15 protein-coding genes are annotated in these 19,102 nt (G+C 69.9%); 8 read left to right on the top strand and 7 right to left on the bottom strand.

The window, feature by feature from the left end:
• Positions 1-166: 166 nt before the first annotated feature.
• The 3 genes from hslU to hrcA all read right to left on the bottom strand — a co-directional run bounded on the left by hslU (position 167) and on the right by hrcA (position 3,283).
• A complete protein-coding gene (gene hslU, locus V7Q42_RS19350; protein ID WP_333825862.1) occupies positions 167-1,471 on the bottom strand; it encodes an ATP-dependent protease ATPase subunit HslU in 1,305 nt (434 codons plus the stop codon).
• A 19-nt stretch (positions 1,472-1,490) separates the two neighbouring features.
• Positions 1,491-2,075: an ATP-dependent protease subunit HslV gene (hslV, locus tag V7Q42_RS19345; protein ID WP_333825860.1), complete on the bottom strand. Its 585-nt coding sequence runs from the start codon at positions 2,073-2,075 to the stop codon at positions 1,491-1,493.
• Between the two features lie 134 nt (positions 2,076-2,209).
• Positions 2,210-3,283, bottom strand: coding sequence for a heat-inducible transcriptional repressor HrcA (gene hrcA / locus V7Q42_RS19340; RefSeq protein ID WP_333825857.1), 1,074 nt, complete (start codon positions 3,281-3,283; stop codon positions 2,210-2,212).
• A 170-nt stretch (positions 3,284-3,453) separates the two neighbouring features.
• Here hrcA and rph point away from each other — a divergent pair, with 170 nt between their 5' ends.
• From rph to hemW, 3 genes are all read left to right on the top strand, one after another.
• A complete protein-coding gene (rph, locus tag V7Q42_RS19335) occupies positions 3,454-4,167 on the top strand; it encodes a ribonuclease PH (RefSeq protein ID WP_333825855.1) in 714 nt (237 codons plus the stop codon).
• A 14-nt stretch (positions 4,168-4,181) separates the two neighbouring features.
• Positions 4,182-4,805 (top strand): RdgB/HAM1 family non-canonical purine NTP pyrophosphatase, encoded by a 624-nt coding sequence (rdgB, locus tag V7Q42_RS19330; protein WP_333825853.1) that lies wholly within the window; start codon positions 4,182-4,184, stop codon positions 4,803-4,805.
• Positions 4,806-5,016: 211 nt separating this feature from the next.
• Positions 5,017-6,183, top strand: a complete 1,167-nt coding sequence (hemW, locus tag V7Q42_RS19325) for a radical SAM family heme chaperone HemW (RefSeq protein ID WP_333825852.1) — start codon at positions 5,017-5,019, stop codon at positions 6,181-6,183.
• A 287-nt stretch (positions 6,184-6,470) separates the two neighbouring features.
• Here the strand turns inward: hemW and V7Q42_RS19320 are convergent, their stop codons facing one another.
• On the bottom strand, positions 6,471-7,187 hold the full coding sequence (locus V7Q42_RS19320) for a fumarylacetoacetate hydrolase family protein (RefSeq protein ID WP_333825850.1): 717 nt from the start codon (positions 7,185-7,187) through the stop codon (positions 6,471-6,473).
• A 434-nt stretch (positions 7,188-7,621) separates the two neighbouring features.
• Between V7Q42_RS19320 and V7Q42_RS19315 the strand changes: the two genes are divergently transcribed.
• Entirely contained in the window at positions 7,622-9,598 is a 1,977-nt protein-coding gene (locus V7Q42_RS19315; RefSeq protein ID WP_333825848.1) for a 3-hydroxyacyl-CoA dehydrogenase NAD-binding domain-containing protein, read from the top strand.
• 82 nt (positions 9,599-9,680) lie between these two features.
• Here V7Q42_RS19315 and V7Q42_RS19310 read toward each other — a convergent pair whose 3' ends face one another.
• A complete protein-coding gene (locus V7Q42_RS19310; RefSeq protein WP_333825846.1) occupies positions 9,681-10,490 on the bottom strand; it encodes a universal stress protein in 810 nt (269 codons plus the stop codon).
• Positions 10,491-10,752: 262 nt separating this feature from the next.
• Positions 10,753-11,682, bottom strand: a complete 930-nt coding sequence (locus tag V7Q42_RS19305) for a LysR substrate-binding domain-containing protein (protein WP_442958240.1) — start codon at positions 11,680-11,682, stop codon at positions 10,753-10,755.
• 148 nt (positions 11,683-11,830) lie between these two features.
• On the opposite strand from V7Q42_RS19305, the gene amaB reads away from it, so the two are divergent.
• The 3 genes from amaB to V7Q42_RS19290 all read left to right on the top strand — a co-directional run bounded on the left by amaB (position 11,831) and on the right by V7Q42_RS19290 (position 15,108).
• Positions 11,831-13,372, top strand: coding sequence for an L-piperidine-6-carboxylate dehydrogenase (gene amaB / locus V7Q42_RS19300; RefSeq protein ID WP_333825844.1), 1,542 nt, complete (start codon positions 11,831-11,833; stop codon positions 13,370-13,372).
• Positions 13,373-13,502: 130 nt separating this feature from the next.
• Positions 13,503-14,696, top strand: coding sequence for an acyl-CoA dehydrogenase (locus V7Q42_RS19295; protein ID WP_333825843.1), 1,194 nt, complete (start codon positions 13,503-13,505; stop codon positions 14,694-14,696).
• Positions 14,697-14,706: 10 nt separating this feature from the next.
• Positions 14,707-15,108 carry a hypothetical protein gene (locus V7Q42_RS19290; RefSeq protein ID WP_333825841.1) on the top strand — a complete coding sequence of 134 codons (402 nt, stop codon included), beginning with the start codon at positions 14,707-14,709 and terminating at the stop codon, positions 15,106-15,108.
• A gap of 6 nt (positions 15,109-15,114) precedes the next feature.
• Here V7Q42_RS19290 and polA read toward each other — a convergent pair whose 3' ends face one another.
• Positions 15,115-18,246: a DNA polymerase I gene (gene polA / locus V7Q42_RS19285; protein ID WP_333825839.1), complete on the bottom strand. Its 3,132-nt coding sequence runs from the start codon at positions 18,244-18,246 to the stop codon at positions 15,115-15,117.
• Positions 18,247-18,422: 176 nt separating this feature from the next.
• Here polA and V7Q42_RS19280 point away from each other — a divergent pair, with 176 nt between their 5' ends.
• Positions 18,423-19,052, top strand: coding sequence for a class I SAM-dependent methyltransferase (locus tag V7Q42_RS19280; RefSeq protein WP_333825837.1), 630 nt, complete (start codon positions 18,423-18,425; stop codon positions 19,050-19,052).
• The last annotated feature ends 50 nt before the right edge of the window (positions 19,053-19,102 follow it).

Below are 19,102 nucleotides of genomic sequence, written 5' to 3'. Positions count from 1 at the left end.
AATGGCCGCGCAAACAGGCCGGACACATGACTGCTCCCAGTCCCGTCGAACCGAGTGCTCTTTTCCCTTGCAACGCAGGGGCCGTCCACACATGTCGGCCTCGGGTGAGGCGCAGAGTTAAGGTGCATGAGGTGCACCTCGCCTTCGCGAGGCGCACCCTACCTCGTCACAGGATGAACCGGCTGAGATCGGCATTCTTCGCCAGCTCGCCGATGTTCGAGCGTACGTGCGCCGCGTCGATGACGATGGTCTCGCCGGCGCGATCCGGGGCGGTGAAGGAGATCTCGTCGAGGATGCGCTCCATCACCGTCTGGAGACGGCGGGCGCCGATGTTCTCGACCGAACCGTTGATCTCCACCGCCACGGAGGCGATCTCGGCGATGGCGTCGGCCGTCACCTCGAGCGTCACGCCTTCGGTGGCCATCAGCGCCACGTATTGCTTGATCAGGCTCGCCTCGGTGTCGGTGAGGATGCGCTCGAAGTCCTCTTTGGTGAGCGGCTTCAGCTCGACCCGGATCGGCAGGCGGCCCTGCAGCTCGGGCAGCAGATCGGCCGGCGTCGCCACATGGAAGGCGCCGGAGGCGATGAACAGCACATGGTCGGTCTTCACCGGCCCGTATTTGGTCGAGACCGTGGTGCCCTCGATCAGCGGCAGCAGGTCGCGCTGCACGCCCTCGCGGGAGACGTCGGCACCGGCGCGGCCGTCGCGGGCGCAGATCTTGTCGATCTCGTCGAGGAAGACGATGCCGTTCTCCTCGACGGCGCGCACGGCCTCCGCCGTCACCTGCTCCTGATCGACCAGCTTGTCGCTCTCTTCGGCGAGCAGCAGATCGTAGCTGTCGGCGATCAGCACCTTGCGGGTCTTCTTCATGCCGCCGAAGGCCTTGCCGAACATCTCGCCGAGGTTCATCACCCCGATCGAGCCGCCCTGCATGCCCGGCAGGTCGAAGGACGGCATCTGCGGCGCGCTCGACACCTCGACCTCGATCTCCTTGTCGGCGAGTTCGCCGCGCCTGAGCTTCTGGCGGAACGAGTCGCGGGTCGCCGGCGAGGCCGACTTGCCGACCAGCGCGTCGAGCACCCGCTCCTCCGCCGCCAGTTCCGCCTTGGCCTTCACCTCCGCCCGCTTGCGGGCCTTGACCAGCCCGATGCCGACCTCGACCAGATCGCGGACGATACTGTCGACGTCGCGGCCGACGTAGCCGACCTCGGTGAACTTGGTCGCCTCGACCTTGAGGAACGGCGCGTCGGCGAGCTTGGCGAGACGCCGCGAGATCTCGGTCTTGCCGACACCGGTCGGGCCGATCATCAGGATGTTCTTGGGCAGGACCTCTTCCTTCAGCGGCCCGGAGAGCTGCTGGCGACGCCAACGATTGCGCAGCGCGATGGCCACCGCGCGCTTGGCGTCCTTCTGGCCGACGATGAAGCGGTCGAGTTCGGAGACGATCTCGCGCGGCGAGAAATCGGTCATGGTCGGGTCCTCGGAGGTGTCAGGGCGAAACGGCGGCCGGTCGGGCGCCGAGGCTCTCCACCACGACGTTGTGGTTGGTGTAGACGCAGATGTCGGCGGCGATCTTCATGGCGCGGCGGGCGATCGCCTCGGCGTCGAGATCCTGGTCGATCAGCGCCTTGGCCGCGGCCAGCGCGAAGGAGCCGCCCGAGCCGATGCCGGCCACCCCGTCCTCCGGCTCCAGCACGTCGCCGGTGCCGGTCAGCACCAGCGTCGTCGTGGCGTCGGCGACGATCATCATCGCCTCGAGGCGGCGCAGATAGCGGTCGGTGCGCCAGTCCTTGGCGAGTTCGACGCAGGCGCGGGTGAGCTGACCCGGGTATTGCTCGAGCTTCTTCTCCAGCCGTTCGAACAAGGTGAAGGCGTCCGCCGTGGCCCCGGCGAAGCCGCCGATGACGTCGCCGCGGCCGATCGGCCGGACCTTGCGCGCCGAGTGTTTGATCACCGTCGCGCCCAGCGTCACCTGCCCGTCGCCGGCGACGACGACGCGCCCGCCCTTGCGCACCGCCAGGATGGTGGTGCCGTGCCAGGATTCGGGGCCGGAGGCCGTGGGGGTGCTGGACATGGGAGGGCTCCGAAAGGCTGGGCCGCAGCGGCCGAGGTCGTCCACATGTAGGCATGACCGAGGCGGATGCAAATGGCGGCGAAGGCGGGCTCCGTAGGATGCGCCGAGCGAAGCGAGGCGCACCGTCTGCGCCGTCACCCCAAGAGCCGGCTCACCAGCTTCGCCGTGTAGTCGACCATCGGCACGATGCGGCCGTAGTTGAGGCGGGTCGGGCCGATGACGCCGAGGACGCCGACCACCCGCTGGTCCTTGTCGCGATAGGGCGAGACCACCAGCGACGAGCCGGAGAGCGAGAACAGCTTCGATTCCGAGCCGATGAAGACGCGCACCCCGTCGCCGCGCTCGGCGTCGCCGAGCAGCTCGACGAGGTTCTTGTTGCGCTCGAGATCGTCGAAGAGCAGGCGGATGCGCTCGAGATCCTCCGCCGCCTTCAGATCCTCGAGCAGATTGGCCCGGCCGCGCACGATGAGCTGCTGCGGTCGCCCCTCGGTCGCCCCGGCCCAGCTGGCGAGGCCCGCCTCCACCACCCGGTCGGTCAGCTGATCGAGCTCCGCCTGCCGTTCGGCGGCGAGGCGCTCGAGCTGGGCCCGCGCCTCCGCCAGCGTCCGCCCGCGGATGTGGGTGTTGAGGAAGTTCGCCGCCTCCTGCAGCGCCGAGGGCGGCAGGCCGATCGGCAGGTCGATCAACCGGTTCTCCACCGCCCCGTCCTCGCCGACCAGCACGACGAGGCCCTTGGTCGGCTCCAGCCAGACGAATTCGATGTGTTTGAGCTTGAGGTCGCTGGTGTGCGCCAGCACCACCCCGGCGCCGCGCGACAGGCCGGAGAGCATCTGGCTCGCTTCGGTCAGCACCTGCTCCGGTGAACGGCCGGAGGCGGCGATCTCGGCTTCGATGCGCCGGCGCTCGTCGTCGCCGAGATCGCCGATCTCCAGGAGCGCATCGACGAAGAAACGCAGGCCCCGGTCGGTCGGCAGCCGGCCGGCGGAGGTGTGGGGCGCATAGATGAGGCCGGCGTCCTCGAGATCGGCCATGACGTTGCGCACCGAGGCCGGCGACAGGGTGCGCGACAGCAGCCGCGCCACGTTGCGTGAGCCGACCGGCTCGCCACTGTCGAGATAGCCCTCGACGATGCGCCGGAAGATCTCGCGCGAACGCTCGTCGAGTTGGGCGAGACCGCCGGGGGCGGTCGGGGGTGGCAAGGGCGCCATGGCGTCGGTCGTCGGTCCGGTAACGGAGGATGTCGCCCGAGCAAACCATGCGCGCGCCGCGGATTCAATCGACCGCGTGGCGACCGCGACCCCGTCGCCCTTTACGGGCGGGCGCCGGCGGGCTAGGGGGTAGGGGACTTCCCCGAGACCCTGCCGGAGCCCACGACACCATGCGTCCTTCCAAGCGCGCCGCCGACGAATTGAGACCCGTGACGCTGGAGCGCGGGGTGGCCAAGCATGCGGAAGGCTCCTGCCTGGTGAAGTTCGGCGATACCCACGTGCTGTGCACCGCGAGCCTCGAGGAGAACGTCCCCGGCTGGCTGCGCGGCCAGCGTCGCGGTTGGGTGACGGCCGAATACGGCATGCTGCCGCGCGCCACCCACGACCGCATGCGTCGCGAGGTCAATTCCGGTAAGCCCTCCGGCCGCACCCACGAGATCCAGCGGCTGATCGGCCGGTCGTTGCGCGCCGTCGTCGATCTCCAGGCGCTCGGCGAGCGCCAGATCACCGTCGACTGCGACGTCATCCAGGCCGATGGTGGCACCCGCACCGCCTCGATCACCGGCGCCTGGGTCGCCCTCAACGATTGCCTGGAGTGGATGAAGGCGCGCGACATGGTCAAGGCGCCGGTGCTCAAGGACCACATCGCCGCCGTCTCCTGCGGCATCTGGAAGGGCGTGCCGGTCCTCGACCTCGACTACGCCGAGGATTCGGTCGCCGAGACCGACGCCAATTTCGTCATGACCGGGTCCGGCGGCATCGTCGAGATCCAGGGCACCGCCGAAGGCCGTCCCTTCACCGAGGAACAGCTCCAGGCGCTCCTCGATCTCGCCAAGACCGGCATCGGTAAGCTGATCGATCTGCAGAAGATGGTGGTTCTCTGAGAATGGAGGAGGCCATGGCCGAACGGCGTCTCGAAGGCGGCAAGATCGTCGTCGCCACCCACAACAAGGGGAAGCTCGCCGAGATCCGCGATCTGATCGCGCCGCACGGCATCGAGGCGGTGTCGGCCGGCGAGCTCGATCTGCCCGAACCGGAGGAGACCGGCGAGACCTTCGAGGCCAACGCCGCGATCAAGGCGCTCGCCGCCGCGACCGCCTCCGGCCTGCCCGCCCTCGCCGACGACAGTGGTCTCTGCGTCGCGGCACTCGGCGGCCAGCCCGGCGTCCATTCCGCCCGCTGGGCCGGAGAGGACAAGGACTTCGCCCGCGCCATGCGCAACATCGAGGAACTGCTCGCCGACGGCGGCACCGGCGATCGCCGCGCCCACTTCGTCGCCGCCCTCTGCCTCGCCTGGCCCGACGGCCACACCGAGACGGTGCGCGGCGAGGTGCACGGCACCCTCGTCTGGCCGCCGCGCGGCACCCTCGGCTTCGGCTACGATCCGATCTTCCTGCCCGAGGGCGAGACCCGCACCTTCGGCGAGATGAGCGCCGGGGAGAAACACGGCTTGAAGCCCGGCGAAGAAGGCCTGTCGCACCGTGCCCGCGCCTTCTCGCTCTTCGCCAGGAAGTGCCTCTGATACGGAATTCGGATGAGACCATCCGAATTCCGTATTCCGTTCGTCGAAAAATCCCTGTCCGAACAAAGGATTTTAGACGAGTGGATCCGGCGTCGCGAAGCGATCGGCCGGATCCCGTATGATCGAAAGCGCGCTCCCCGCGGTTTCGACGACCGAGACGAAGAACGAACCGCCGGGCGAACCGGACGGCGCCGCATCAGGAGGATGGCCCATGACCATGCCGGAGCCGGGGTTCGGCATCTACGTGCACTGGCCGTTCTGCGCCGCCAAGTGTCCCTATTGCGACTTCAATTCCCACGTCCGCCACACGCCCGTGGATCAGACGCGCTTCGCCGCGGCGCTCGCCACGGAACTCGGCCATTTCGCCGCCCGCGCCCCGGGCCGCACCGTCTCCTCGATCTTCTTCGGCGGCGGCACCCCGTCGCTGATGGAGGCGAAGACCGTCGGAACCGTTCTCGATGCGGTGGCGAAGCACTGGACGATCGCCGGCGGCGTCGAGGTCACGCTCGAGGCCAATCCCGGCAGCGCCGAAGCGACGCGCTTCGCCGGCTATCGTGCCGCTGGCGTCAACCGCCTCTCCCTCGGCGTCCAGGCGCTGAACGATCGCGATCTGAAACGTCTCGGCCGCATCCACGACGTCGCCGAGGCGATCGGCGCCATCGATCTGGCGCGCCGCACCTTCGATCGCCTGTCCTTCGACCTCATCTACGCTCGCCCCGACCAGACGGTGGCGGAGTGGGAGGCGGAGCTGAAGGCGGCGGTCGACCTCGCCGCCGACCACATCTCGGTCTACCAGCTGACCATCGAGGAGGAGACCCGCTTCGCCGATCTCTACCACGCCGGCAAGCTGATCGTTCCCGACGCCGATCTCGGCGCCGATCTCTACGAGGCGACCCACCGGGTGCTCGATGCCGCCGGTCTGCCGGCCTACGAGATCTCCAACCACGCCGCCCCCGGCGCGGAATGCCGCCACAACCTCGTCTACTGGCGTTACGGCGAATATGTCGGCGTCGGCGCCGGCGCCCACGGCCGCCTCGTCCACGGCGAGGGCCGGCACGCCACCGCGACCGAGAAGAACCCGGAGAAGTGGCTGCGCCTCGTCGAGGCCCACGGCCACGGCCTGATCGCCGACGACGTCCTCACCTTTGAGGAACAGGGCGACGAATATCTGCTGATGGGCCTGCGCCTGAAGGAGGGGATCGATCTCGACCGCTGGGAGGAGATCTCCGGCCGGGTGCTCGATCCGAAACGCCTCGCCGACCTCGAGGCGAACGGCATGATCGCGCCGATCATCGACGCGAACGGCCGGCGCCGGGTGCGCGCCACCCTCGCCGGCTTCGAGGTGCTCGACGCGGTGGTCGCCGATCTGGCGGCGTGAGCGGCTCGCCGCCTCGCACCGGCTCGGTGGGGCCGACGGAGCCATGAAGGCCGCCCCTCCCCGAGGCGGTCGACGGGACACGCTTCACCTTTCCTCGTCATTGCCGGGCTCGACCCGGCAACCCATGGGCCGCAGCCGCAGGGAAACGCCGCCGGGTCGCCGGGTCGAGCCCGGCGATGACGGGGCGAGGGTGTGCCCGACGACGGAGGCCGTCCGGTTCGGCCGTGCGCCGGGAGAGCCGATCAGGGTTCGTTTCCGGCGGCGGAGTCCCGCCGCCATTCTCCGCCTCACGCCGTCGCGGCCGGGCCGATCGTCAGTTCGACCGGCGGCAGGCCTTCGATCTCGCCGACGAGGTGGTCGCCGGGAACGACGGCGGCGACGCCCGACGGCGTGCCGGTGTAGATCAGATCGCCCGGCACCAGCCGGTAGAAGCGCGACAGGTAGGAAACGAGTTCCGGCACGCTCCACACCATGTCGCCGAGACGCGAGGTCTGCCGTGTCGCTCCGCCGACGGTGAGCGCGATGCGCTGCGGTCCGACCGCACCGAACGCCGCCGCGCGCACGATCGACCCGATCACCGCGCCGTTGTCGAAATTCTTGCCGAAGTCCCAGGGCCGCGCCTTGGCCTTGGCCTGGCCCTGCAGGTCGCGCCGGGTCATGTCGAGGCCGGCCGCATAGCCGAAGACGGCGTCCATCGCCCGCTCGACCGGCACGTCGAAGGCTTCACGACCGATGGCGACGACGAATTCCATCTCGTGGTGGAAATCGTTCGTGCCCTGCGGATAGGGGATGGTGGCGCCGGACGCGACGAGCGTGCCGGCGTCCTTGAGGAAATAGAACGGCGCTTCGCGGTCGACCTCCGCCCCCATCTCCTTGGCGTGTTCGGCGTAGTTGCGGCCGACGCAGAAGATGCGGGCGACGGGGAAGCGTGCCGTCTCGCCTACGACGGCGACGGTCGGCAGGGGGCGCGGCGGGAACAGCAGAGCGTCGGTGGAGGTCGTCACGGGAGAGATCCTTCTCGGCCGCGATCGGTCGATCCGGCGGCAGCCCGCGAGCTTTCGGGCACGACCGCACCGCCGTCAAGCCACCGCCCGCAGGCCGTCGTCCTCGGGTCCCGTCCGGCGAACCTCCGTCGTCGTGGTCCCGCGGCGCCATCGTCGCTCCGCCGCGCGGACGAAGCGCCGCCGCGACGCGCCCGCCTCCCTCCGTCTTGTCCGTCGGGCGAGTTCTTTCGCGGTCGCGATGCGAACAAGTGAAACGATCCGTAGCGGATCGCCTTGATGCGGTCGCCGCCACTGCCCATCCTGACGCCCGTGTCGGTCCGTCGAGCGGGCCGACGCCGGTCCCGCCGACCGCAGGGGGCGGACCGGAACCGGTCGTCGCCCGATGTCTCGAGACCGGTCTTCACCGACCCTGGGCTCCGGATCGCCACCGCGCCATGACCGACACGCTGTCCCCGCTCGCCTCCGATCTCGTCCGCTGGACCCTCGTCGACGGCGTCGCCCTCGTCACCATCGACAATCCGCCGGTCAACGCCGCCGCCCGCGAGGTCCGCGCCGGTGTTCTCGAGGCGATGACCCGGGCGGCCGCCGATCCGCGCATCGCCGCCGTGGTGATCGCCGCAGCCGGCCGCACCTTCGTTGCCGGCGCCGACATCCGCGAGTTCGGCAAACCGCCGATCGAGCCCTACCTGCCCGACGTCTGCGCCGCGATCGAAGCATCGCCGAAGCCGGTCGTCGCCGCGCTCCACGGCACCGCCCTCGGCGGTGGTTGCGAACTGGCGCTCGCCGCCCACGCCCGCATCGCCGCGCCGGGCACCAGATTCGCCCAGCCCGAGATCGACCTCGGTATCGTCCCCGGCGCCGGCGCCACCCAGCGTCTGCCGCGTCTTGTCGGCATGACCGCCGCGATCGAAATGGTCGGCGGCGGTCGACGGCTCGCGGCCGAAGAGGCGGCGCGTTTCGGTCTGGTCGACGCCGTCGCCGACGGCGACCTCGTCGAGACGGCGATCGCCCATGCCCGCGGCCTCGTCGGCAAGCCGCCCCGCCGCACCCGCGATCTCGCCGTTCCCGCCTTCGACCGCGCCGAAGCGGACGCCGCGGTCGCCCGGATCGAGAGCAGAGCGCGCGGTCAGATCTCGCCGGGCGAAGCGGCGCGCCTCGCCCTCGCCGCCGCCGACCTCCCCTTCGACGACGGCATGGCGCGCGAACGCGCCACCTTCCTGCGCCTCGTCGCCTCCGACGAAGCCGCCGCGTTGCGCCACGTCTTCTTCGCCGAGCGCGAGGCCGCCAAGATCGACCGCATCGCCGGTGTCGCGCCCGCTCCGGTGACCCGCTTCGGCGTCGTCGGCGCCGGCACCATGGGCGCCGGCATCGCGGTGGCCGCGGTCGATGCCGGTTACGACGTCATCGTCGTCGAGATGAACGACGAAGCGCTCGCCAAGGGCCGCGAGCGCATCGCCGGCATCTGGGCACGATCGGTGAAGTCCGGCCGGCTGAGCGAGGCGGCTGCGGCCGAGAAGCTCGAGAAGATCCGCTTCGCCGCCGATCTCGCCGCCCTGGCCGACGCCGATCTGGTGGTCGAGGCGGTGTTCGACGACCTCGCGGTGAAGCGCGACCTCTTCGCCCGCCTCGCCGCGGTCGTCCGCGCCGACTGTGTGCTCGCCACCAACACCTCCTATCTCGATCCGAACGCCATCGGCGAGGGCTCGGCCCATCCCGAGCGGTTGGTCGGCCTGCACTTCTTCTCGCCCGCCAACGTCATGCGCCTCACCGAGGTGGTCGACACCGCCACCACCTCGCCGGTCACCTTGGCGACCGCGGTCGCGGTGGCGAAGAAGCTCGGCAAACTGCCGATCGTCACCGGCGTCTGCGAGGGCTTCGTCGGCAACCGCATCTGGGCGGTGTTCCGTCGCGAATGCGAATTCCTGCTGGAGGAAGGGGCGCTGCCCCACGAGATCGACGCGGCGCTGGAGGACTTCGGCCTGCCGATGGGTCCCTTCGCCGTCTTCGATCTCTCCGGCCTCGACATCGCCTGGAGCTTGCGCAAGCGCAAGGCGGCGGCCCGCTCGCCCGACGAGCGCTACGTCGCCATCGCCGACCGGCTCTGCGAGATGGGCCGCTTCGGCCAGAAGACCGGCGCCGGCTGGTACGCCTACGACGGCGGTCGAAAGTCGGTCGATCCGCTCGTCGCGCGCCTGTGTGAAGAGGAATCGGCGAAGAAGGGCATCACCCGCCGCGGCTTCACGGCGCAAGAGATCGTCGAGCGGCTGGTCGGCGTCATGGGAGCCGAGGGCGAGAAGATCCTCGCCGAGGGCATCGCGGCGCGGGCCTCCGACATTGATCTCGTCTTCATCACCGGCTACGGCTGGCCGCGCCGGCTCGGCGGCCCGATGTACCGCACCGGCCATCGCTGAGCCGGATCGGCGCGTCGGCGCGAGGCCCGAAAACGAAACGGCCGGGCGCGAGCCCGGCCGTCGTCGTTCGGAACCCTGTTCTTCAGTGCGAGAAAAGCACCGGCAGCGTCATGTGGCGCATGACGTAGCGGGTGCCGGAGCCGCGACCGAGGAAGGCGAAGCCGGTGTGGTCGAAGGCGCCGATCGCCATCAGATCGGCCGAGTGGTCGGCGGCCTGATTGAGCAACGTGTCCATCAGCTTCACCTCCTCCACCACCGCGGTGTGGTAGTGGGCGGTCACGCCGTGGGCGGCGAGCTGGTCGAGCAACAGATGCGAGAATTCGTCGGTCGGGTCGCCGTGGCGGCCGGCCTGCACCACCTGCGCCTCGGCCTTCGGCTGGACCAGCGGCAGCGCGTCGCACAGCGCCCGCGCCGCGCCGCGCGAGCGATGCCAGGCGAAGATCGGGCGATGGCCGATGTCGTCGAAATGCCCGGCATAGGGGATCATCAGCACCGGCCGACCGCACTCCAGAACGATCTGCTCCGGCAGATCGCCGGGCACACGGCCGCCCTCTTCGATCTGGCCGAGGATCACCAGGTCGAAATGGCGGGCGATCTCGGTGGCGCGGACCAGAATCTCGTGCTCGCTGCCACGATTGACGTCGAGGAATCGTGCCTTGTCGCCGAGCGATGCGGCGACCTCGGTGAAGGCCTTCTCCGCCGCGCCGGCCCGGGCGAGGTGGTCCTCGCTCGGCCAGGAGACCACCACCCCGACCTGATGGGCATGCGAGGTCTCGGCGAAGAGGCCGGTGAGGCGGGCGCCGTGGCGCGCGGCGAGCTTGACCGCCAACGCCGTCCGCACCGCGCACCGCGGGCTCGAATCGAGATGAACCAGGATGTTGGCGAGCGTCATGGCGTTCCTCTTGTTCTCGTCGCGACGGTCGTCGGGCACCCGTCCGCGGTTCTTGTCGCCGAGTCACTTTCTCCGATCCGACGTGGCGGGACAGCGGGAGACGAGTTCGTATCTCGAACAAATCTCCGCCTTCGCTGCCCCCTCGGACGCCGGCGCGTCGATCGATCGGATCGGCTCCGGATACTGCCACCGTTCGCCGCTGCCCGCCAATGCGGAGGAGCGCGGCCGCCATTCGTTCCGACTAGAACGGTGTGGCGAGCGATCACGGTCCGGCAGCGAGCGGAGGCGACGGGGAGGCATCCGCCTTCGCTTCCGCCACGATCCACTCTTCGAAGGCCTTGAGCAGCGCCGAGCGACCTTTCGAGGCCGGATGGACGACGTAATAGGCGCTGCGCGTGGCCAGCGGCTCGGGGAAGAGCTGCACGAGGCGGCCCGACGCCAGTTCCTCTTCGATCAGGAAGCGCGGCACCAGCGCCGCACCCATGCCGCAGGCCGCGGCCTCCGCCACCATCGAGAACTGATCGAGCCGCGGCCCCCGCCACGCCGCCTCGGTGGCGACGCCGACCGAGGCGAACCAGTCGGCCCAGGCCGACGGTCGGGTCGACTGGTGGAGGAGCGGCAGCGCGGCGAGATCGGCACGGGTCGAAAGCCCGCGAGCGGTGAGCCAGTCCGGCGGTCCGACCGGCACCACCTCCTCGTCCATCAGATGCTCCAGCACGCCGCCGGCCCACACCGGCTGGCCGACGTGGATCGCCGCGTCGAACGGCTCGTCGGCGAAGTCGAAGGGTTCGATGCGGGCGGCGAGATCGACGGTGACGTCCGGGTTGAGTGCCAGGAAGCGCGGCAATCGCGGCACCAGCCAACGCGTCCCGAAGGTCGGGAGCACCGCCAGCTCCAGGACACCGCGGGTGCCGGCGAAGCCCATCACCCGGTGAGTGGCGTCGCCGAGATCGCCGAGCGAGCGCCGCACGTCGGCGAGATAGGCCCGCCCCGCCTCCGACAGCACCACGCGCTGCCGGACCCGCTCGAACAGCGCCACCCCCACCACCTCCTCGAGGGTGCGGATCTGCCGGCTGACGGCGCTCTGGGTGAGGTTCAGTTCCTCCGCCGCGCGCGAGAAACTCTCGTGGCGGGCGGCGCATTCGAAGGCCACCAGCGATCCGATGGGGGGCAGGAAGCCGCGGCGGTACATGATGATTCATTCCGAAAATTCATGATGTCGTGAGAATTTCTCGCTTCAAACCGGTCCTGTCGAGCGGAATATTCATGACCTCGCGCGCGGCGGTCGGTCGGTCGATCGCCGCGGCGGTTTTCTTCGTTCGGACCATGAGGTGGCGCCCATGTCGGTTCATCAGACGCTCGCGGCCGAGACCCACGAGCTGCTCGCCGCCCTCGGCGTCGATCGCGCCCACTACACCGACGGCACCCTGGTGGTGACCTCGCCGATCACCGGCGAGGAGATCGGCCGCGTCGTCGAGCACGAGACCGAGGAAGCGGAGGCCGCCATCGGCCGTGCCGACGCCGCCTTCCGCGCCTGGCGGCTGGTGCCCTCTCCCAAGCGCGGCGAACTGGTCCGGCTGCTCGGCGAGGAGCTGCGCGCCCACAAGGCCGAACTCGGCCGCCTCGTCACCATCGAGGCCGGCAAGATCGTCTCGGAGGGCCTCGGCGAGGTCCAGGAGATGATCGACATCTGCGATTTCGCCGTCGGCCTGTCGCGCCAGCTCTACGGCCTGACCATCGCCACCGAGCGCCCCGGTCACCGCATGATGGAAACCTGGCACCCGATCGGCCCGGTCGGCGTCATCTCCGCCTTCAACTTCCCCGTCGCGGTGTGGTCGTGGAACGCCGCGCTCGCCATCGTCTGCGGCGATTCGGTCGTCTGGAAGCCGTCGGAGAAGACGCCGCTGACGGCGCTCGCCGTCGTCGCCCTGTTCGAGCGGGCGGTGGCGCGCTACCGCGCCGAGGGCAACACCGCGCCGGATCATCTCGTCGAACTGATCAACGGCTCGCGTCACATCGGCGAGGTGCTGGTCGAGGATCCGCGCGTCCCGGTCCTCTCGGCGACCGGCTCGACCGCCATGGGCCGGGTCGTCGGCCCCAAGCTCGCCAAGCGCTTCGCCCGGGCGATCCTCGAGCTCGGCGGCAACAACGCGGCGATCGTCTGCCCCTCCGCCGATCTCGATCTGGCGCTCAGGGCGATCGCCTTTTCGGCGATCGGCACCGCCGGCCAGCGCTGCACCACGCTGCGCCGCCTCTTCGTCCACGATTCGATCTACGACACGCTGGTGACCCGGCTGCGCCGCGCCTACGCCTCGGTCAAGGTCGGCGATCCCTCGCAGTCCGAGACCCTGATCGGTCCGCTCATCGACGCCGACGCTTACACCCGCATGCAGAAGGCGCTGGAGGCGGCGCGCGAGGCCGGCGGCACCATCACCGGCGGCAATCGCATCGCCCTCCAGGGCTACGACAACGGCTTCTACGTCGCCCCGGCGCTGGTCGAGATGCCGTCGCAGTCCGGTCCGGTCACCGAGGAGACCTTCGCCCCGATCCTCTACGTCATGCGTTACACCAAGTTCGAGACCGCGGTGAAGCTCAACAACGCCGTGCCGCAGGGCCTGTCGTCGTCGATCTTCACCTCCGACCTGCGCGAGGCCGAGGCCTTCGTCTCCGACACCGGTTCCGACTGCGGCATCGCCAACGTCAACATCGGTCCCTCCGGAGCCGAGATCGGCGGCGCCTTCGGCGGCGAGAAGGAGACCGGCGGCGGCCGCGAGGCCGGCTCCGACGCCTGGAAGGCCTACATGCGCCGCGCCACCAACACCGTGAACTATTCCCGTTCGCTGCCGCTCGCCCAGGGCGTCCGGTTCGACGTCGAGAGCTGAATCCGAGCGCGGAAGGTCTCGTTCGAGACCCGCCGCGTGAGGGCGGGCCCGAACGGGCGTCGGCCGGTCGGGCCGTAATGCACCGGTACTTCGGACCCGAAGTTCGGGTGCTCAGTGAAGAGGATCCCCCATGGCCCCGAAGACCCACGCCCCCTTCAAGTGGGAGGATCCCTTCCTCCTCACCGAGCAGCTGACCGAGGACGAACGCCTCATCTCCGAGACCGCCCGCGCCTACGCTCAGGAGAAGCTCTTTCCGCGCGTCGCCGAGGCCTATCTCGAGGAGAAGACCGATCGCGCCATCTTCTCCGAGATGGGCGAACTCGGCCTCCTCGGCGTCACCGTGTCGGACGACTACGGCGGCGCCGGCGCCGGCTACGTCTCCTACGGGCTGGTGGCGCGCGAGGTCGAGCGGGTCGATTCCGGCTATCGCTCGATGATGTCCGTCCAGTCGTCGCTGGTCATGTACCCGATCGAGGCCTACGGCTCGGAAGAGCAGAAGCAGAAGTACCTGCCCAAGCTCGCCTCCGGCGAATGGGTCGGCTGCTTCGGCCTGACCGAACCCGACGCCGGCTCCGACCCGGCGGGCATGAAGACCCGCGCCGAGAAGGTCGCCGACGGCTACCGCCTCGTCGGCTCGAAGATGTGGATCTCCAACTCGCCGATCGCCGACGTCTTCGTCGTCTGGGCGAAGTCGGCCGCCCACGACGGCGAGATCCGCGGCTTCGTGCTGGAGAAGGGCATGAAGGGCCTCTCCGCCCCGAAGATCGGCGGCAAGCTCAGCCTGCGCGCCTCGATCACCGGCGAGATCGTCATGGACGGCGTCGTCGTCCCGGAGGACGCGATCCTGCCGAACGTCTCGGGGCTGAAGGGTCCCTTCGGCTGCCTCAACCGGGCGCGCTACGGCATCGCCTGGGGGGTGATGGGCGCGGCCGAGGACTGCTGGATGCGGGCCCGCCAGTACGGCCTCGACCGCAAGCAGTTCGGCAAGCCGCTCGCCGCCACCCAGCTCTACCAGAAGAAGCTCGCCGACATGCAGACCGAGATCACTCTCGGCCTCCAGGCGGCCCTGCGCGTCGGCCGGCTGTTCGACGAGGGCCGGATGGCGCCGGAGATGATCTCGATCATCAAGCGCAACAACTGCGGCAAGGCGCTCGACATCGCCCGCATGGCGCGTGACATGCACGGCGGCAACGGCATCTCGATCGAGTATCAGGTGATGCGCCACGCCGCCAACCTCGAGACGGTCAACACCTACGAGGGCGCCCACGACGTCCACGCCCTGATCCTGGGTCGGGCGCAGACGGGCATCCAGGCGTTCTTCTGAGGGGGCGACCATGCGGGCGGTGGTGAAGGCGGCAGTCGCCTATTTCGCCGTCGCCTTCGCCACCGGCTTCGTCCTCGGATCGATCCGCGAAATCGTCGTCGTGCCGCGTCTCGGCGGACTCGCCGCCGTGGCGATCGAGGCGCCGATCATGCTGGCGATCTCCTGGATCGCCGCGACGCGGATCGTCCGACGCTGCGCCGTCCCCGCCGATGCCGCCGTCCGCCTCGCCATGGGCGGGCTCGCCTTCGTCCTGTTGCAGGCGGCCGAGGTGGCATTGGCGAGCGCCCTCGGCACCTCTCCCGTGGCCTATGCGGAAGCGTTCGCGACCCCGCGCGGCCTGCTCGGCCTCGCCGCCCAGATCCTCTTCGCGATCATTCCGCTCTTTGTCGATCGCGGCGCATCGCGACGCTGATCGCTCTCAGTGCGCCTCGTCCCAGTTGGCCGCCGCCCGCGCGTCGACCACCAGCGGCACGCGCAGCTTCACCGCCGGCTCGGCCGCGCCTTCCATCACCTGCTTCACCACGGGAATCGTCGCCTCGACCTGGCCCTCCGGCACTTCGAAGATCAGTTCGTCGTGCACCTGGAGGAGCATCTGCGCGTCGAGCTTCGCGTCCGCCAGCGCCGCATCCATGCGGATCATCGCCCGGCGGATGACGTCCGCCGCCGAGCCCTGGATCGGCGCGTTGATCGCGGCGCGCTCGTTGAAGGCGCGGACGGCGGCGTTCTTGTCGGCGATGCCCGGATAATGCGCCCGCCGGCCGAAGATGGTGGTGACGAAGCCCTTCGCCTTCGCCTCCCCCTTGGCCCGGTCCATGTAGTCGCGGATGCCCGGGAAACGTTCGAAGTATTTCTTGATGTAGGCCCCCGCCTCCTCGCGGGCGATGCCGAGTTGGTTCGCGAGCCCGAAGGCCGAGATGCCGTAGATGATGCCGAAGTTGATCGCCTTGGCGCGCCGGCGGATCGCCGGATCCATGCCGGCGACCGGCACGCCGAACATCTCCGAGGCCGTCATCGCGTGGATGTCGACGCCGTCGGCGAAGGCCTGACGCAGCGCCGGCACCTCGGCGATGTGGGCGAGCACGCGCAGCTCGATCTGGCTGTAGTCGGCCGAGATCAGCGCGTGGCCCGGCGTCGCCACGAAGGCGCGGCGGATCTTCCGGCCCTCCTCGGTGCGGACCGGGATGTTCTGCACGTTGGGCTCGGACGACGACAGCCGCCCGGTGGTGGTCGCGGCGAGCGCGAAGGAGGTGTGGACGCGCTTCGTCCGCGGGTTCTCGAAGGAGGGCAGGGCGTCGGTGTAGGTCGACTTGAGCTTCGAGATCTGCCGCCAGTCGAGCACCTTGCGCGGCAGCTCGTGGCCCTGCGCGGCGAGATCCTCGAGCACATCGGCGCCGGTCGCCCAAGCGCCGGTCGCGGTCTTCTTCGGCGCCGGCAGTCCCATCTTGCCGAACAGGATGTCGCCGAGCTGCTTCGGCGAGCCGACGTTGAAGCTTTCGCCGGCGAGGTCGGTGATCTCCGCCTCCAGCCGCGCCATGCCCTGGGCGAAGTCGCCGGAGAGGCGGGCGAGCATCTGCCGATCGATGGCGATGCCGCGCCGCTCCATCGCCACGATGACGTCGACCAGCGGCCGCTCCAGCGTCTCGTAGACCGTGGTCATCCCCTCCGCCGCCAGCCGTGGCGCGAGCAGCCGCCACAGCCGCAGCGTCACGTCGGCGTCCTCGGCCGCGTAAGCCGTGGCCTTGTCGATCGCCACCCGATCGAAGGTCACCGCCGACTTGCCCGACCCGGCGACGTCCTTGTAGGCGATCGGCGTGTGGCCGAGCCATTTCTTCGAGAGCTCGTCCATGCCGTGGCCGCCGCGGCCGGCGTCGAGCGCGTAGGACATCAGCATCGTGTCGTCGAAGTTCACGATCGCGAGCCCGTGCTGGGAGAGCACCAGCGCGTCGTATTTCAGGTTCTGCCCGACCTTGCGTACCGCCGGGTCGGCGAGCAGCGGCTTCAGAGCCGCCAGCGCTTGCGTGAGCGGGATCTGGCCCTCGGTGAGGCCGTCGTCGAAGAGCCCGCCGCCGCCGGCGCGATGGGCGAGCGGCACGTAACAGGCCTTGCCCGGCGCCGACGCCAGGGAGAAGCCGACGAGTTCGGCCTGCAGCGCATCGAGCGAGGTGGTCTCGGTGTCGAAGGCGACGACGCCCGCGTCGCGCGCCGCGTCGATCCATGCGTTCAAGCGGTCGAGGGTGGAGACCGTCTCGTAGGCCGAGGTGTCGATCGGCGCGTGAGCGGCATTCGCGCGGGCTGCCGCCAAGGAGGCGGGCGTGCCGACGAGGGTCCCGTCGGACTGCGTCGAGAGTTTCGCGCCTTCCGGCCCCCCCTCCCTGTCCCTCCCACTCGCGGGCGGAGCGGACGCCAGAGGTGAGGTCCGCCCAACCCCATCGACGCCTTCGTCGCCGAAGAGCGAACCGTCGGAAGAGGATCGGTTCGAGGCACCGAGCCGGCCATCGTCGTCCCCTCCACCCTGGAGGGGGAGGGACAGGGAGGGGGAGCCCCGTCGATCGGTCTGGCCCACGTCCCCCGGCGGCCAATGCGTCACCGGCACTTGCGCCGGCGCGATCTCCTCGGCCACCGCCCCGGTCGCCTCGGCGACGCGGCGGGTCAGCGAATTGAAGTCCATCGCCTTGAGAAAGGCGACGAGCCGCACCCCGTCGATCGCCGCCACCGCCAGATCTTCGATCGGCGTCGTCACCGGCACGGCGCGCTCCAGGGTGACCAGCTTCAGCGAGATCCGCGCCTTCTCGGCGTGCTCGATCAGCGATTCGCGCCGCTTCGGTTGCTTGATCTCGCCGGCCCGGGCGAGCAGCGTCTCGAGGTCGCCGTACTCGTTGATCAGGCTCGCCGCCGTCTTGATGCCGATGCCCGGGACGCCCGGCACGTTGTCGACCGGGTCGCCGGCGAGCGCCTGGATGTCGACGACCTTGTCGGGCGGGACGCCGAACTTCTCGAAGACCTCCGCCTCGCCGATGCGCTTGTCCTTCATCGTGTCGAGCATGACGACGCCCGGCCCGATCAGCTGCATCAGATCCTTGTCGGAGGCGACGATGGTGACGTCGGCCCCCGCGGCGCGTGCCTGGGTCGCGTAGGTTGCGATGAGGTCGTCGGCCTCGAAGCCCTTCTGCTCGACGCAGGCGACGTTGAAGGCGCGGGTCGCCTCGCGGATCAGGCCGAACTGCGGCCTCAGATCCTCGGGCGCCTCGGGACGATGGGCCTTGTAGAGGTCGTAGATCTCGTCGCGGAAGGTCGGCCCCGAAGCGTCGAAGATCACCGCGAGATGGGTCGGCTCGACCCCGGCGCTGGTTTTCTTCGCCTCCTTCAAGAGGCGATAGAGCATGTTGCAGAAACCGGAGACGGCGCCGACCGGCAACCCGTCGGCCTTGCGCGTCAGCGGCGGCAGGGCGTGATAGGCGCGGAAGATGTAGGACGAGCCGTCGACCAGGAAGAGGTGGTCGCCGGCCCCGATCGAACGCGCGTGAGCGCCATTGGGAAGCGTGGTGATCATGGGGCGCATCCTATCGGCCCGCGGGCGCGGAACAAGCGATGATCGGATGCCCCGACGACGATCCTCGTCGCGACCGGCGATCGCTCCTCGGGCGCATGGAGACCGCCGATGACCGCCCCGGCGTTTCGCGCGATGATGGGCCGAGAAATCATCTCTCACCACGCCGAGGAGGGTCGATGACCGCAGGATCCGATTCGTCCCATTGGGAAGGCGTCCACTCGACCCGGGGCGAGACCGAGGTGAGCTGGTTCCAGGCGAGCCCGGAGCCGTCGCTGCGCCTGATCGAGCGTGCCGGGATCGCCCCCTCGGCCTCGGTGATCGATGTCGGCGGCGGCGCCTCGCGGCTGGTCGACGCCCTCCTCGATCGCGGCTTCGCGTCGGTCGCGGTGCTGGATCTCTCGGCGGCGGCGCTCGGCCGCTCCCGCGCTCGTCTCGGGAGCCGGGCGGCGGCCGTCGACTGGATCGTCGCCGACGCGACCGCCTGGACGCCGACCATCCCCTACGACCTGTGGCACGATCGGGCCGCCTTCCACTTCCTCACCGAGGAACCGCAGCGTGCGGCCTATGTCGAGCGGCTCCGAGCGGCGCTGCGCCCCGGTGGACACGCGATCGTCGCCACCTTCGCCCTCGACGGGCCGGAGCGCTGCAGCGGCCTGCCGGTCGTCCGCTACGATGGTGAGAGCCTGGCGCGCGCGCTCGGCCCCGGCTTCGAGCGGGTCGAGACCGTCGCCGATCTCCACCGCACGCCGTCCGGCGGCGAACAGCGCTTCCAGTTCAGCCTTTTCCGCCGGCTCGCCGACGTCTGAGAGGCCGTTTTGAAATTCGCGCCCGGCGATTCCCGTCGGCGTCCGAATGT

Source organism: Pinisolibacter sp. (assembly GCF_036782435.1).
In the GTDB taxonomy this organism is placed as follows: Bacteria; Pseudomonadota; Alphaproteobacteria; order Rhizobiales; family Ancalomicrobiaceae; genus CALBKH01.
Note: the sequence above shows the minus strand (reverse complement) of the source record. Positions and strands in the feature narration are given on the sequence as shown.